At 51.7% G+C, this 12,850-nt stretch carries 11 protein-coding genes; all 11 read left to right on the plus strand.

Annotated elements, in window-relative coordinates:
* Positions 1 to 15: 15 nt before the first annotated feature.
* The 11 genes from rfbD to ABGT54_RS06860 all read left to right on the plus strand — a co-directional run bounded on the left by rfbD (position 16) and on the right by ABGT54_RS06860 (position 12,844).
* On the plus strand, positions 16 to 879 hold the full coding sequence (rfbD, locus tag ABGT54_RS06810) for a dTDP-4-dehydrorhamnose reductase (RefSeq protein WP_346663400.1): 864 nt from the start codon (positions 16 to 18) through the stop codon (positions 877 to 879).
* A gap of 5 nt (positions 880 to 884) precedes the next feature.
* On the plus strand, positions 885 to 1,724 hold the full coding sequence (locus ABGT54_RS06815; protein WP_346663401.1) for an NAD(P)-dependent oxidoreductase: 840 nt from the start codon (positions 885 to 887) through the stop codon (positions 1,722 to 1,724).
* Between the two features lie 92 nt (positions 1,725 to 1,816).
* Positions 1,817 to 2,896 (plus strand): dTDP-glucose 4,6-dehydratase, encoded by a 1,080-nt coding sequence (gene rfbB, locus ABGT54_RS06820; protein WP_346663402.1) that lies wholly within the window; start codon positions 1,817 to 1,819, stop codon positions 2,894 to 2,896.
* 27 nt (positions 2,897 to 2,923) lie between these two features.
* Positions 2,924 to 5,419 (plus strand): L,D-transpeptidase family protein, encoded by a 2,496-nt coding sequence (locus ABGT54_RS06825; protein ID WP_346663403.1) that lies wholly within the window; start codon positions 2,924 to 2,926, stop codon positions 5,417 to 5,419.
* Between the two features lie 283 nt (positions 5,420 to 5,702).
* Entirely contained in the window at positions 5,703 to 6,770 is a 1,068-nt protein-coding gene (locus ABGT54_RS06830; RefSeq protein WP_346663404.1) for a (Fe-S)-binding protein, read from the plus strand.
* A gap of 85 nt (positions 6,771 to 6,855) precedes the next feature.
* Positions 6,856 to 7,284 carry a C-GCAxxG-C-C family protein gene (locus ABGT54_RS06835; RefSeq protein WP_346663405.1) on the plus strand — a complete coding sequence of 143 codons (429 nt, stop codon included), beginning with the start codon at positions 6,856 to 6,858 and terminating at the stop codon, positions 7,282 to 7,284.
* On the plus strand, positions 7,285 to 8,688 hold the full coding sequence (locus tag ABGT54_RS06840) for a TIGR04283 family arsenosugar biosynthesis glycosyltransferase (protein WP_346663406.1): 1,404 nt from the start codon (positions 7,285 to 7,287) through the stop codon (positions 8,686 to 8,688).
* Between the two features lie 70 nt (positions 8,689 to 8,758).
* Positions 8,759 to 9,766: an aminoglycoside phosphotransferase family protein gene (locus tag ABGT54_RS06845; protein ID WP_346663407.1), complete on the plus strand. Its 1,008-nt coding sequence runs from the start codon at positions 8,759 to 8,761 to the stop codon at positions 9,764 to 9,766.
* Between the two features lie 91 nt (positions 9,767 to 9,857).
* Positions 9,858 to 11,126 carry an ABC transporter substrate-binding protein gene (locus ABGT54_RS06850; protein ID WP_346663408.1) on the plus strand — a complete coding sequence of 423 codons (1,269 nt, stop codon included), beginning with the start codon at positions 9,858 to 9,860 and terminating at the stop codon, positions 11,124 to 11,126.
* Between the two features lie 30 nt (positions 11,127 to 11,156).
* Entirely contained in the window at positions 11,157 to 12,032 is an 876-nt protein-coding gene (locus ABGT54_RS06855; RefSeq protein ID WP_346663409.1) for an ABC transporter permease subunit, read from the plus strand.
* The gene (locus ABGT54_RS06860; RefSeq protein WP_346663410.1) at positions 12,029 to 12,844 is read left to right on the plus strand and encodes an ABC transporter permease subunit; all 816 of its coding nucleotides are present in this window, start codon (positions 12,029 to 12,031) and stop codon (positions 12,842 to 12,844) included. Before ABGT54_RS06855 ends, ABGT54_RS06860 begins: the two co-directional genes overlap by 4 nt.
* Positions 12,845 to 12,850 lie beyond the last annotated feature (6 nt).

Genomic DNA, 12,850 nt, shown 5'->3' on the forward strand with positions numbered 1-12,850 from the left:
ACGGAGAGGAAACCTTTGAAAACAATATTAATCACAGGTTGTCAGGGTCAGCTTGGCAGGGCGCTGAATGATTTTTACGCTTCAGATCCGAAGGTCCGGCTGATCAACACCGACGTAGGAGAACTGAATATTACCGACCGGGAAGAGGTCCTAAGGAAAGTCCGCGAGATGGATCCGGACATTATCATCAACTGTGCGGCCCATACCCAGGTGGACGCCTGCGAGACCGATCAGGAACGGGCGTATCAGATCAATGCGGCAGGCCCTTACCACTTAAGTCTGGCGGCAAATGAGACGGACGCGGTCATGGTCCACATTTCTTCGGACTATGTATTTGACGGGACGAAAGAAGGCCCTTATGTGGAGGGAGATCCCTTTCATCCCCAGTCTGTCTACGGCAGGACCAAGCTGGAGGGGGAAGAGCTGGTCCGCAGGACGGCAAAGAAATACTTTGTGGTCCGGACGGAGTGGCTGTACGGCGAAGGCAGGAACTTTGTCAATACCATGCTGAAACTGTCCGAGTCCCATGAGGAGGTGCGGGTGGTCAACGACCAGTTCGGCGGCCCCACCAGCGCGGAAGAAGTGGTGAAGGTGATCGACCTTCTGTGCCGGTCCGAACAGTACGGCACCTACCATGCCAGCTGCGACGGCGTCTGCAGCTGGGCGCAGTTTACGGAGAAGATCTACGAACTGTGCGGCAGGACCACCAGAGTGATCCCGGTGTCCACAGAAGAATATGCGGCGCCTGCGAAGCGGCCCAAGAATTCTGTGCTGAAAAACCAGAGGCTGGAGGAACGGTTCGGCTATCATATGCCGGACTGGGAGGACGCGCTGAAGAAATATCTGACAGATCGAAAGTTAATAGTAAAGGAGCAATAGAGTCAATGAATAAGAAAAGAGTATTGGTAACTGGAGCGAACGGTTATATCGGAAGACATGTGGTAAGCGCCCTTCTGGAAGCGGGCCATGAGGTGCTGGCGGCTGACTTTTTCTTTGACGGCGTTGATGAAAGAGCGACCCGGATCGAAGCGCCTATTTTCAGCGGGGATGAAAATATCTATGAGCAGATGGGAAAGCCGGATGCGTGCATCCATCTGGCCTGGAGAAACGGCTTTGTCCACAATGCGGAGAGTCATCTGATGGATCTGCCGGATCACTATACGTTTATCAAAAATATGATCGCAGGAGGCCTGCCGCAGCTGTCTGTTATGGGAACCATGCATGAGATCGGGTACTGGGAGGGGCCGATCACAGAGGATACCCCGGCAAACCCTACTTCTTTGTATGGAATTGCCAAAAACGCCCTGCGCCAGATGACGTATCTTCTGGCATCCGGGACAGACACCAAAGTGATGTGGCTTCGGGCTTATTATATCCTGGGCGATGACAAGAAGAGCAACTCTCTCTTTGCCAAGATCGTAGGCTGGGAGGAGGAAGGCAAAGAGACCTTCCCGTTCAACTCCGGGAAAAATAAATATGATTTCATCACCGTAGATGAGCTGGCTGCCCAGATCGCCGCTGCTTCTACCCAGGAGGAGATCACAGGTGTGATCAACTGCTGTACCGGCAATCCGGTGGCTCTGGGAGATAAGGTGGACGAGTTTATCAAAGACCACGGGTTTAAGATCCGTCCGGAATACGGAGCATTTCCGGATCGTCCCTACGACTCGCCGGGCGTATGGGGAGATGCAGAGAAGATCAACAAGATCATGCACAGACAGTAAGCCGTACACACGGGAGAATACTTGCGGACTCCGGTGGGAGATCTGCAGAAGAGATCAGAAACAAAAAATGAAAATAAAAGGAGAAACGATTCATGAGAACTTATCTGGTAACAGGAGGGGCCGGATTCATCGGTTCCAATTATATCCACTATATGTTTAAGAAATACGGAGATGAGATCCGCATCATCAATGTGGATAAGCTGACGTATGCCGGCAATCTGGAAAACTTAAAGGATGTTGAGGACAGAGAGAACTATACCTTTATCCGCGCCGATATCTGTGACACGGAAAAGATCAATCAGATCTTTGAAGAGAACGACATTGACCGGGTGGTGCATTTCGCAGCGGAAAGCCATGTTGACCGCAGCATCCGCAATCCTGAGGTCTTTGTAAAGACCAATGTGCTGGGAACACTGGTTATGCTGAATGCGGCAAAGGCTGCCTGGGAGCTGCCGGACGGTACTTTTATAGAAGGGAAAAAGTTTCTTCATGTGTCCACAGACGAGGTGTATGGTTCCCTGGAGAATCCGGACGAGTATTTCTATGAGACGACTCCGTACGATCCCCACAGCCCCTATTCTGCCAGCAAGGCTTCTTCCGATATGCTGGTAAAGGCCTATATGGACACTTATAAGTTTCCGGCCAATATTACCAACTGCAGCAACAACTACGGCCCCTATCAGTTCCCTGAGAAGCTGATCCCTCTGATCATCAACAACGCGCTGCACGGCAAGAAACTGCCGGTATACGGGGATGGCAAAAATGTGCGCGACTGGCTGTATGTGGAGGATCACGCCAAGGGCATCGACATGGTGCAGGAAAAGGGCCGGCTGTTTGAGACATACAACATCGGCGGACATAATGAAAAACAGAACATCGAGATTATCCACATTATCCTGGATACCCTGCAGGAGATGCTGCCGGACGATGATCCGAGGAAGGCGCTGGTCAGTGAAGATCTGATCACTTATGTGGAGGACCGCAAGGGTCATGACAGACGCTATGCCATCGCTCCGGACAAGATCAAGGCTGAGGTGGGCTGGGTGCCGGACACCATGTTCGCAGAAGGCATCCGAAAGACCATCCAGTGGTTCTTTGAGCACGAAGAGTGGATGGAGCATGTAACAAGCGGCGCTTATCAGGAGTATTATCAGGAAATGTATGAGAAATAATTTCCTGTCTAAGGAAGGTGAATAAGTATGAAAAAGAGATATGCCAAAGCTCTGACAGCGGCAGTGCTTGCCCTCTGTATGATCGCCCAGCCCTGCGCGGCCTATGCGGCGGATGCGGCAGGTCAGACCGCCACAGCAGAAGCGCAGACCGGGGCGGCGCCTGCGGATGTGCCGGAAGGACCGGAAACCGCAGCGCCGGTACAGGATGCAGAAGAGAGTGCGCCGGTACAGGACGCAGAAGAGAGCGCACCGGTACAGAACGCAGAAGAGAGCGCTCCGGTGCAGGATGCAGGGGAAAATGTGCCTGCACAGGGAGCAGAAGAGAGCGCGCCTGCCGCAGATGTGACACAGGCTGCGCCGGAGACAGAAGCAGTACAGACAGAGCTTGCCATCGAATTGTCGGAAAGTCTGTCTTCCTATGCGGAAAAGCAGACAGATATCAGCGGGTATGCCGATATCCTGACGCTGGAGCTTAAGACGGCCGGGGAGTATCGGATTTCCCTGAACGATCTGGAAACGCTGACCCGTCTCTTCCCGGCGCTGACAAAGCTGGACGCAAGGGAGAGCGTGTTTGACTCTGAAGAGACGATGGAAGCCTTTGCAGAGCAGCTGGCGGGGACAGGAGCCGTTGAGTTCCTTTATACCGAGGGAGCATTTCCTGCGGATGACGCAGAAGGTGCCGATGCAAAAGACGCTGATACAGAAGATGCAGAGGATCTGGAACTGCAGGACGAAGGATTTACCCTGAAGTTAAACGGCATCTGTGTGCTGGACAAGGGAAATAAATATGAAGTAGGCGTATCTTATGAGTCGGATGATCCGGACGTAGAGTTCCGCTGGCTTCAGTATGACCTGGCTGCAGGCGTGTGGACGCAGGTGTCCAAATGGTATAAGGGCAACTGGGCGACTTGGACGCCGGAGAAAGCAGGAGATTACTGGATCTATGTAGAGGCCCGCACCACAGACGGCAAGACGGCGTCCTCTGTATATGGATGTCACTATAAGGGGATCCAGGTCAGCTTAAACGGCATCTGCCTTTTAGATAAGAAAGATCATTTTGAAGTAGGCGTTGCATACAAGAGCAATGATCCGGGATTGCAGTTCCGTTGGCTCCAGTATGATGTGGCCGCCGGTGCATGGACGCAGATCTCCTCCAAGTGGGAGTCCGGCAACTGGGTGACCTGGACGCCGAAGAAGGCAGGAGATTACTGGCTGCATGTAGAGGCAAAGGACAGCGATGGCAATGTAAAGACCCAGACGCTTGGGTATCATTACGCCGGCTATCAGTTAAGCCTGAATGGGATCTGTGTGATCACGCAGCCTGCACAGGTGGATATGGGCGTGGCTTATACCACCAACGATCCGAATATTGAATTTCAGTGGAAATTATATGACCTCTCGCTGGGCAAATGGTTTCAGATCTCTGAGTGGAATGCCAGCAACTGGGCCTCCTGGAAGCCGGAAAAATCCGGAGATTACTGGCTGTATGTGGAAGCAAGGACCGGCGACGGCCAGATCAAGACTCAGGTGTATGGATACCGCGTATCCGCAGCCAAGATCACATCCTTTACGGTAAGCCCCAAGTCTCCGGGATGGACGGACAGTACCATCACCTTAAAGGGCACTTATCAGGATCTGATCGGAGAAGTGGGATCCTGCCGGTATCTGGCATACAACGGCTCCTACTGGACGGAGCTTTCGCAGGAAGGCAGCAGCGCAAAGTGGACGCCCGGCAAGGTGGGAAGCTATCTTTTGTGCTTTGAGATTTACAACAAAGACGGCAAACTGATCGAGCAGTCCTTTACCAGTTATTCCATCGAAGAGCCCTATATGAACATCAGCGGCATTTATGTGCGGAAAGACGGTACTATGAAGTATGCGCTGGCAGCGTCTGCAAAGACCAACGACAACGCCGCGCAGTATCGCTTCCTGTACTATGAGCCGGCTACTGGTAAGTGGTTTACGATCAGCGACTGGAGCAACTCCAATTCCACCACATGGAACGCGCCAAAAGAAGGATATTACTGGCTGCATGTGGAGGCAAAGATCCATGGCGGCATCGTAAAAACCTATACAATGGGATATACCGTCAACCGCTATCCGGCGGATCTGGAAAGCATGATGTATCTGGCAAACGCTTATTCCAGCTCCACGCCGTACCTGATCCTGGTCAACTGTACCACTCATAAAGTGGGCATCTTCCAGGGATTCAAAGGCAACTGGACGCCGGTTTATTATTGGGACTGCACAAACGGAGCGCCTGCTACGCCAACCGTAAAAGGCACCTTCCGGGTAGGAACCAGAGGGTACTACTTTGATTCGGGAAGCTCAAGATGCTACTGGTACACCCAGTTCTACGGCAATTATCTGTTCCATTCCGTACTGTACAGCAAGTACACCGGAGCACTGGCAGACGGAAGACTTGGCATGGCGTTATCCCACGGATGCGTCCGGCTGAACATCAACAACGCAAAATGGATTTATGACAATATTCCAACAGGAACCACAGTGGTGGTTTACTAATCAAAAGGGGACGGGGGATTTCCAGAAATCCCCCGTCCCCTTTTGATGGGTATCGGGGTTTCCACACATTTTCCACATGTAATTCACAGGAATCATCCACATTTGGGGGATTACTATGCTTACGCGGGGGATGGGGACGGGGGATTTCTGGAAATCCCCCGTCCCCATCCCCCACGCCTTGTTATAGATATTATCTATATATCATATTTCTGTTATCAATTGGACAAGGGTTGTGTGGACGGATAGAATATCATAGAAGGGATAGTGTCAGGAGTTAGGATTTATGGGGAAATATATGCGGATGACAGACCCGAGTGCCTGTGTGCATTGTCATAAGTGCAGGGAAAGCTGCAGTTTTCTGGAAAAATATGGATTGGATATTGGTGATGCGGACCGGATGAGTTCTCTGCTGTATCATTGTTTCTTGTGTGGAAGGTGTTCGGAGGTTTGTCCGGAGGGCATTGATGGAAAGCAGATTTTATTAGATATGCGGCGAAGCCAGGTGGCGGAGCATGGAGGCCGTCTGCAGGAACCGGGCTATGAAGGCCTGCTGGATGAAAAGGTAGGGTATCGTTACCGGAATTATGATTATAACCGGAAACAGCAGGAACAGAAGGGCAGAGGACAGAGCGGATCTGGAAATGTGGTATTGTTTGTCGGCTGCAATTTTCCTTCCTACTATCCGAAAACGACAGAGATGCTTGCAAAGCTTCTTATGGAGAAAGCTGGAATTGAAACGGTGTTTGACTGTTGTGGCAAGCCGGTCTCGGAGCTTGGGCTTGCAGATGAGGCCGGGGAGATGATCGCCGGGATCAACCGGAAGCTTAGGGACCTTTCGGCAACGGAAGTGGTCATGGTCTGCCCGAATTGTTATGCGTATTTAAAAGGCAGACTGGAAGCAAAGGTGACCATGATCTACGAAAAGCTGCAGGAGTTCGGGCTGGGAGAACCCCTTTCGGGGAAACGGAACATTTTTCTTCCCTGTCCTGACAGAGAGAGCCGAACCGTGTTAAAAAGCCTTCGTCCATTTCTTGTCGAAGAGCCGGAGCTGATTCTGGACGTTCAGTGCTGCGGGCTGGGAGGCTGCGCGGGGCGCAAAGAACCAGAGCTTGCCGCAGAGATGCTGCGACAGATCATGTGCGGCAATTATTCAGAAGGGAAGCAGGGGAAAGCGCCGGTCCGTGACGTGGATACCTATTGTGCATCCTGTGCAGGCAATATCGCCAGGCAGGGGTACGGGCAGGCGGGGCATCTGCTGGTTCAGATCCTGGGCTTGCAGGAGACTCCGGACGCGGTTCATGCCCGCGAGAATCGAGAGAAGTTCAGCGCGATCCGCAAAATACCGGTATGACGAAAACATTTCTTACGGCGAGCTGTTATGACAGAGGAATCGCATGGATTTGACCAATATAAATATGTAAGAAAGGGAGCATACAATGAAAAAAGAAGAGATCCGGCAATTATTTATTCAGGGAATCGACTGCTCACAGGTGGTGGCCGGTCATTTTGCACAGGAAATGGGAATGACGACAGAAGAGGCCAGAAAGGTATCCGCCTGTTTTGGCGGCGGCATGATGTGCGGGGAGACCTGCGGAGCGGTGACAGGAGCCCTGATGGTGATCGGCATGAAGTACGGCCATTGTAAGGAGGGAGACCTGGAGCAGAAAAATATTATGATGGCCAAGGTGGCGGAGTTTAAAAAACATTTTCATAAAAAATATCCGTCCTGCATGTGTAAAGATTTGCTGGGACATGATGTGGGACAGCCCGGAGAACTGGAAAAAGTACTGGAAGAAGGGCTGATGATGGACTTTTGCCCGCATGTGGTAAATGCGGCGATTGACGCGTTGGAGCAGGTGTTGTAAATGAAACAGGCAATTATTGTGTTTACCAGGATTCCTGTTCCGGGCAAGACCAAGACGCGGATGATGCCTGCTTTGTCAGGGAAACAGTGCGCCAGGCTTCATACCTGCTTTCTGCGGGACATTGCCGGGGTATGCAAAAAAACGGATGCAGACTTGTTTGTGAATTATACAGGGTGCGATGCAAGTCCGGAAAAATCCGGGAAGAATCTAAGTCCGGAAAGATACGGGAAGAATGTAAGTCCGGAAGGACGTCGGGCAGAAGCTTTGGTGCAGATCTTCGGGCAGGAGGCAGGGTACTTTCCCCAAGAGGGAGATACGCTGGGAGAGCGGATGTACAACGCCATCCGCACAGTGCTCTTCAAAGGGTATGAGAGCTGTGTCCTGATCGGCACTGACATTCCGGAGATCCGGCCGGAACATCTCAGGCGGGCCTTTGAGGTGCTGGAGGAGACGGATCTGGTATTTGGCCGGACGGTGGACGGCGGTTATTATCTGGTGGGGATGAAGAAGCCCTGGAAGGAAGCCTTTGGTCTGGAGACTTACGGTGTCTCCACTGTGTTTGCGGATACCCTGAAAAGACTGGAGGCAGAGAAGATTTCCGTGGGTTATACAGCCACTTTGCAGGATATGGATACGCCGGAGGATCTCAATGCCTGCCGCAGACGCATGCGGACGGACGAAAGCTTTAAGAATACACATACCGGCCGCTTTCTGGCCGCCATAAGCCGGATTTCCATTATTATACCCTTATATAATGAAGAGACTACTATCGAACAGCTGCAACGTCAGCTGTGGCCGCTCAAAGATAAATGTGAGATTATTTTTGTAGATGGTGAAAGTACAGACGGCACACTGGAAAAATTGTCGCCGGAGTTCCGGCTGGTCCGGGCAAAAAAAAGCCGGGCTGCACAGATGAATGCCGGCGCGCTGGCAAGCAGCGGCGACATATTATTCTTTCTTCATTGTGACAGCGAACTGCCGGCGCACCCTCTGGAGCAGATCCGGGAGGTCATGCGGGATTATGAGGCGGGATGTTTCGGGATTGCCTTTCATTCCCGGAATTTCTTCATGTTTACCTGCAGGGTGATCTCCAACCACAGGGTCAAAGACCGGAAAGTGATGTTCGGCGATCAGGGAATTTTTATCGACCGGGAGCTCTTTTTTGAAGTGGGAATGTTCCCGGAGATCCCGGTAATGGAAGACTATCAGTTGTCTTTGACATTAAAAGAACGAAGGGTGCGCCTGGGGATGACCAGAAAACGGATCTGCACCTCGGACCGGAGATTTCCTCCCGGCACGATCCCGAAACTGCGGCTGATGTGGAAAATGAACCGCCTTCGGAAAATGTACCGGGATCATGTGCCCATTGAGATCATTGCAGATCAGTACCGGGACGTGCGCTAGCATACCGGCAGGTCGAAAAACGATAAGAGATAAGATAAGAGAAGAGATAAGCGAAGAAAGGAAAGAAACGATGAGCGAAGAAAGCAGGATCCGTGCATATGCCGCGCTTCCGGAATACCGGAAGGCTCTGGGACTTCCGCCGGAGGTAACGGAACAATATGAGATGCTGGCACAGGGCGAATACAACCGCAATTATCTGTTTACTCATCCGGTGACCAGGCAGAAACTGCTGTTTCGGGTGAACTTTGGAAGCCAGATGCACCTGGAGGATCAGATTGGCTATGAATATCAGGCCCTGGCGCTTCTGGAACCTTCCGGAAGGACGCCAAGACCCCTCTATGTGGACGGCAGCCTGGCGCATCTGCCTTATGGTGTGATGGTCATGGAGTTCCTGCCGGGACATGTGCTGGATTATCACACAGAGCTTCCTTTTGCTGCAGAGTGTATGGCAGACATCCACAGTCTGGAGGTTTCGCCGGATACCCATCTGATCGCCCCGGAAAATCAGCTGCGGGCCATCCTGGAAGAATGTGAGGAAATGTTTGCGGTTTATGAATCTTCTTCCGCAGGCGACGGGGCAAAAAAACGGCAGATCCGGAGGATGCTGGATCTGGTGTGGAAGAAGGCGGATGCGCTTAGCCCGCCGTCTTACCGGTGCTGTATCAACACAGAACTGAATTCCACCAACTTTCTGATTAACGGGGCGGGAAAAGGAAACTATCTGATTGACTGGGAGAAGCCATTGTACGGGGAGCCGGCTCAGGATCTGGGACATTTTCTGGCGCCTACGACCACTTTCTGGAAAACAGATGTGATATTGACAAAAAAAGAAATGAAATCGTTTGTTGAGAAATATATCAATTGCGTGGCGGGGAGGTTTGACACGGAAAATCTGATGGAACGGACGATGGTATATATTCCGGTGACCTGTCTAAGAGGCATCACCTGGTGCGCCATGGCCTGGATCCAGTACCAGGATCCGGACAGAAAGATTACTAACGCGTCCACGGCCAGGAAGCTGGAGGAATATTTAAGCACAGAATTTCTGGATCGGATCGAGCAGAATGATATCGCCTAAGAGCGGCAAATTCCAAAGGAAGTCCACGGGTGACAGAGCATCATGCATCATCACTTAAGACAGCAGTAAAAAAATAGAAGGAGAAAAGAACATGAAGAAGAAAATTGTAACAGCAATGCTTGCGGCGGCCATGACCCTTTCTCTGGCGGCCTGCGGAGGCGGAAGCGACCAGAGCACAGAAGGAAATGGCGCTGACACAGAGACAGAGGCTTCCGGGGATTCCCTGGAAGAGATGTCTTTTGAGGAGATGGCAGAAGAAGCCAAAGGTTCTACCGTTACCTTTTACGGTTGGGGCGGAGACGAAGCCCTTAATGAGTGGCTGGACAATGTATTTGCTCCCACTATGAAAGAAAAATATGACATTACCATGGAGCGCGTGCCCATGGATATTGAGCAGGTGTTAAGTCAGCTCTCCGGCGAGATAGAAGGCGGCGAGGAGGACGGCAGCATCGACATGATCTGGATCAATGGCGAAAACTTCCAGTCTGCCAAAGAAAACAACATGCTTTACGGACCATTTACCGACAAGCTTCCTAATTTTAACGACTATGTAGACGCCGAGTCCGAGGATGTGACTCTGGACTTTGCGTATCCCATTGAAGGGTACGAGGCTCCTTATGGAAAGGCCCAGGTCGTATTGATCGCAGATACGGCAGTAACCCCGGATCTTCCCACCAGCGCGGAGGCTCTGGAAGAATTTGTAAAAAAATATCCGGGCAAAGTGACCTACCCGGCGCTTCCGGATTTCACAGGCAGCGCGTTTGTGAGAAACATTATCTATGAAATCTGCGGCTATGAGCAGTTCCTGGATATGGAAGCGGACAAAGAGACTGTACGGGAAGCAGTCGAGCCTGCCATGGAATATTTAAGAGGCCTGAATCCTTACCTGTGGAATGAAGGCAAGACATTCCCGGATTCTTCCACTACACTGGACAATATGTTTGCGGACGGAGAAGTGGTGTTGAACATGACTTATGACGCCTACACCACCGGCATCAAGATTGCAGACGGCACTTATACCGAGACGACCCAGTCCTTCCAGTTTGACAAAGGAACGATCGGAAACACGAACTTTATGGCCATTGCGGCAAACTCCGGCAACAAGGCAGGCGCCATGGTAGCCATCAATGAGATGCTGTCTCCGGAAATGCAGGCAAGCAGATATGAAGAGCTGAAGGTCATCCCTGTACTGGATAATGAAAAGTTGTCCGAGGATCAGAAAGCAGCATTCGACAGCGTAGATCTCGGACCAGGAACCATCCCTCAGGATGAAATGCTTTCTAAGAGACTTCCGGAGATGCCGGCAGAGCTTGTGCCGATCATTGAGGAAATCTGGACCGAGGAAGTTGTAGGACAGTAAAAACGAACAGAAATTGACAGGAAACGATATATGAAGAAGAAACTGACGCCGTATCTGCTGCTGTTGCCGCAGATCCTGCTTACGGTTCTGTTTCTGACCGGACTGATCACAGGGATCACCCAGAGCCTGGGGGTGGTTCCTGCGTTCGGTCTTACAGAGCCTACGCTTGCTTATTACAAAGAAATAGTTTCCAGGCCGGATATGGTAAGCTCTATTCTCTACAGCCTGAGGATCTCTCTTTTCTCGGCGGTGCTGGCCACTGTGGGAGGCACTTTTCTGTGCGGCCTGTGCGTGATGGAGAAAAAGACCAGAGGAGGCGTGATGCGGATCGTCCAACTGCCCGTTATTGTTCCTCATGTGGTGGTGGCTTTGTTTGTGATCAACATCCTGTCTCAGAACGGGATCCTGGCGCGGATCGCGTATTTGTTTGGACTGATCAGCGATCAGCAGGAATTTCCCCTTCTTATCTACGATGGAAATGGAGTGGGGGTAATCCTGGCTTATGTATGGAAGGAACTGCCTTTTATCGTTTTTTTTACTGCGGCGCTGATGGCCAATGTCAGCGGCAGTCTGGGAGAGGCGGCGATCAACCTGGGAGCCGGCAGATGGACGGCGTTTTTCCGGGTGACCCTTCCGCTCTGCCGCAATACCATCTGCAGTGGATTTCTGATCATTTTCGTATTTGCGCTGGGAGCCTATGAGATGCCGTTCCTGCTGGGAGCGACCGTGCCAAAGGCATTGCCGATCCTGGCCTACCAGGAGTACACCCACCCGGATCTTCAACACAGGCCGTATGCCATGGCGCTGAACGGAGTGATCATCCTGATCTCTCTTGCCTGTGCGGCAGTGTATTTTATACTGATGGAGAAAAATATAAAGCAAGTAAGGAAAAGTGAGGAAGTATGAGAAAGAAGAAAACATACCGGATGGGCCCGTTGATCCTGTTTCTTGTCTCGACAGTGATCCTTGTGCCTGCGGCCATTATGCTGATCTGGATCTTTACCGAGCGGTGGGCGTGGCCGGATCTTTCTCCCCAGGTCTTTTCTCTGCGGGCCCTGAAGGAGATCCTGGGGAGAAAAGAAGAGACAGCCAGGCTCTTTGTGTCCAGCATCCTGATTTCGACGGCTGTGGCTCTGCTGTCGGTGACGATTGGTATCATGACATCCAGAGCGCTGGTGTTTTATCGTTTCTTTGGCAAGAAAATCATGTCGTTTTTTACTGTATTGCCATTTATGGTTCCGGCCACTGTATTTGCCATGGGGATCCAGATTACCTTTATCCGTATGGGCCTGAACAATACGGTGACTGGTGTGATCCTTGCTCATCTGATCTGTTCTCTGCCTTACGCGGTGCGATTGCTGCAGGATGGTACAGAGGCCGTGGGGCAGAAGCTGGAAGAGCAGGCAAGAGTTCTGGGCGCGGGCCCGGGGAAGGCGTTTTTCCGCGTGACCCTTCCGATGCTTGCCCCGGTGGTCCTCTCTGCAGCCAGCATGTCCTACATCGTATCATTCAGCCAGTATTTCCTGACCCTTTTGATCGGAGGAGGCAATGTCCGTACCTTCACCATTGTGATGGTGCCCTATCTTTCCGGCGGAGACCGGAACATTGCCTGCATTTACAGCGCTTTTTTCCTGGGCGTGACCCTGATCGTTTTCTGGGTATTTGAACTGCTGGCCGGCCGGTGGATCAGGAACACCGGCGGAGACTATTATACATAGAGGACA

Source organism: uncultured Merdimonas sp. (assembly GCF_963929015.1).
In the GTDB taxonomy this organism is placed as follows: domain Bacteria; phylum Bacillota; class Clostridia; order Lachnospirales; family Lachnospiraceae; genus Merdimonas.

Excerpts from the sequence above, each read along its gene's own strand:
- ABGT54_RS06855 (WP_346663409.1), top strand. The coding sequence starts at position 11,157 with ATGAAGAAGAAACTGACGCCGTATCTGCTGCTGTTGCCGCAGATCCTG.
- ABGT54_RS06825 (WP_346663403.1), top strand. The coding sequence starts at position 2,924 with ATGAAAAAGAGATATGCCAAAGCTCTGACAGCGGCAGTGCTTGCCCTC.
- ABGT54_RS06835 (WP_346663405.1), top strand. The coding sequence starts at position 6,856 with ATGAAAAAAGAAGAGATCCGGCAATTATTTATTCAGGGAATCGACTGC.
- ABGT54_RS06830 (WP_346663404.1), top strand. The coding sequence starts at position 5,703 with ATGGGGAAATATATGCGGATGACAGACCCGAGTGCCTGTGTGCATTGT.
- rfbB (WP_346663402.1), top strand. The coding sequence starts at position 1,817 with ATGAGAACTTATCTGGTAACAGGAGGGGCCGGATTCATCGGTTCCAAT.
- ABGT54_RS06815 (WP_346663401.1), top strand. The coding sequence starts at position 885 with ATGAATAAGAAAAGAGTATTGGTAACTGGAGCGAACGGTTATATCGGA.
- ABGT54_RS06840 (WP_346663406.1), top strand. The coding sequence starts at position 7,285 with ATGAAACAGGCAATTATTGTGTTTACCAGGATTCCTGTTCCGGGCAAG.
- ABGT54_RS06860 (WP_346663410.1), top strand. The coding sequence starts at position 12,029 with ATGAGAAAGAAGAAAACATACCGGATGGGCCCGTTGATCCTGTTTCTT.
- ABGT54_RS06845 (WP_346663407.1), top strand. The coding sequence starts at position 8,759 with ATGAGCGAAGAAAGCAGGATCCGTGCATATGCCGCGCTTCCGGAATAC.
- ABGT54_RS06850 (WP_346663408.1), top strand. The coding sequence starts at position 9,858 with ATGAAGAAGAAAATTGTAACAGCAATGCTTGCGGCGGCCATGACCCTT.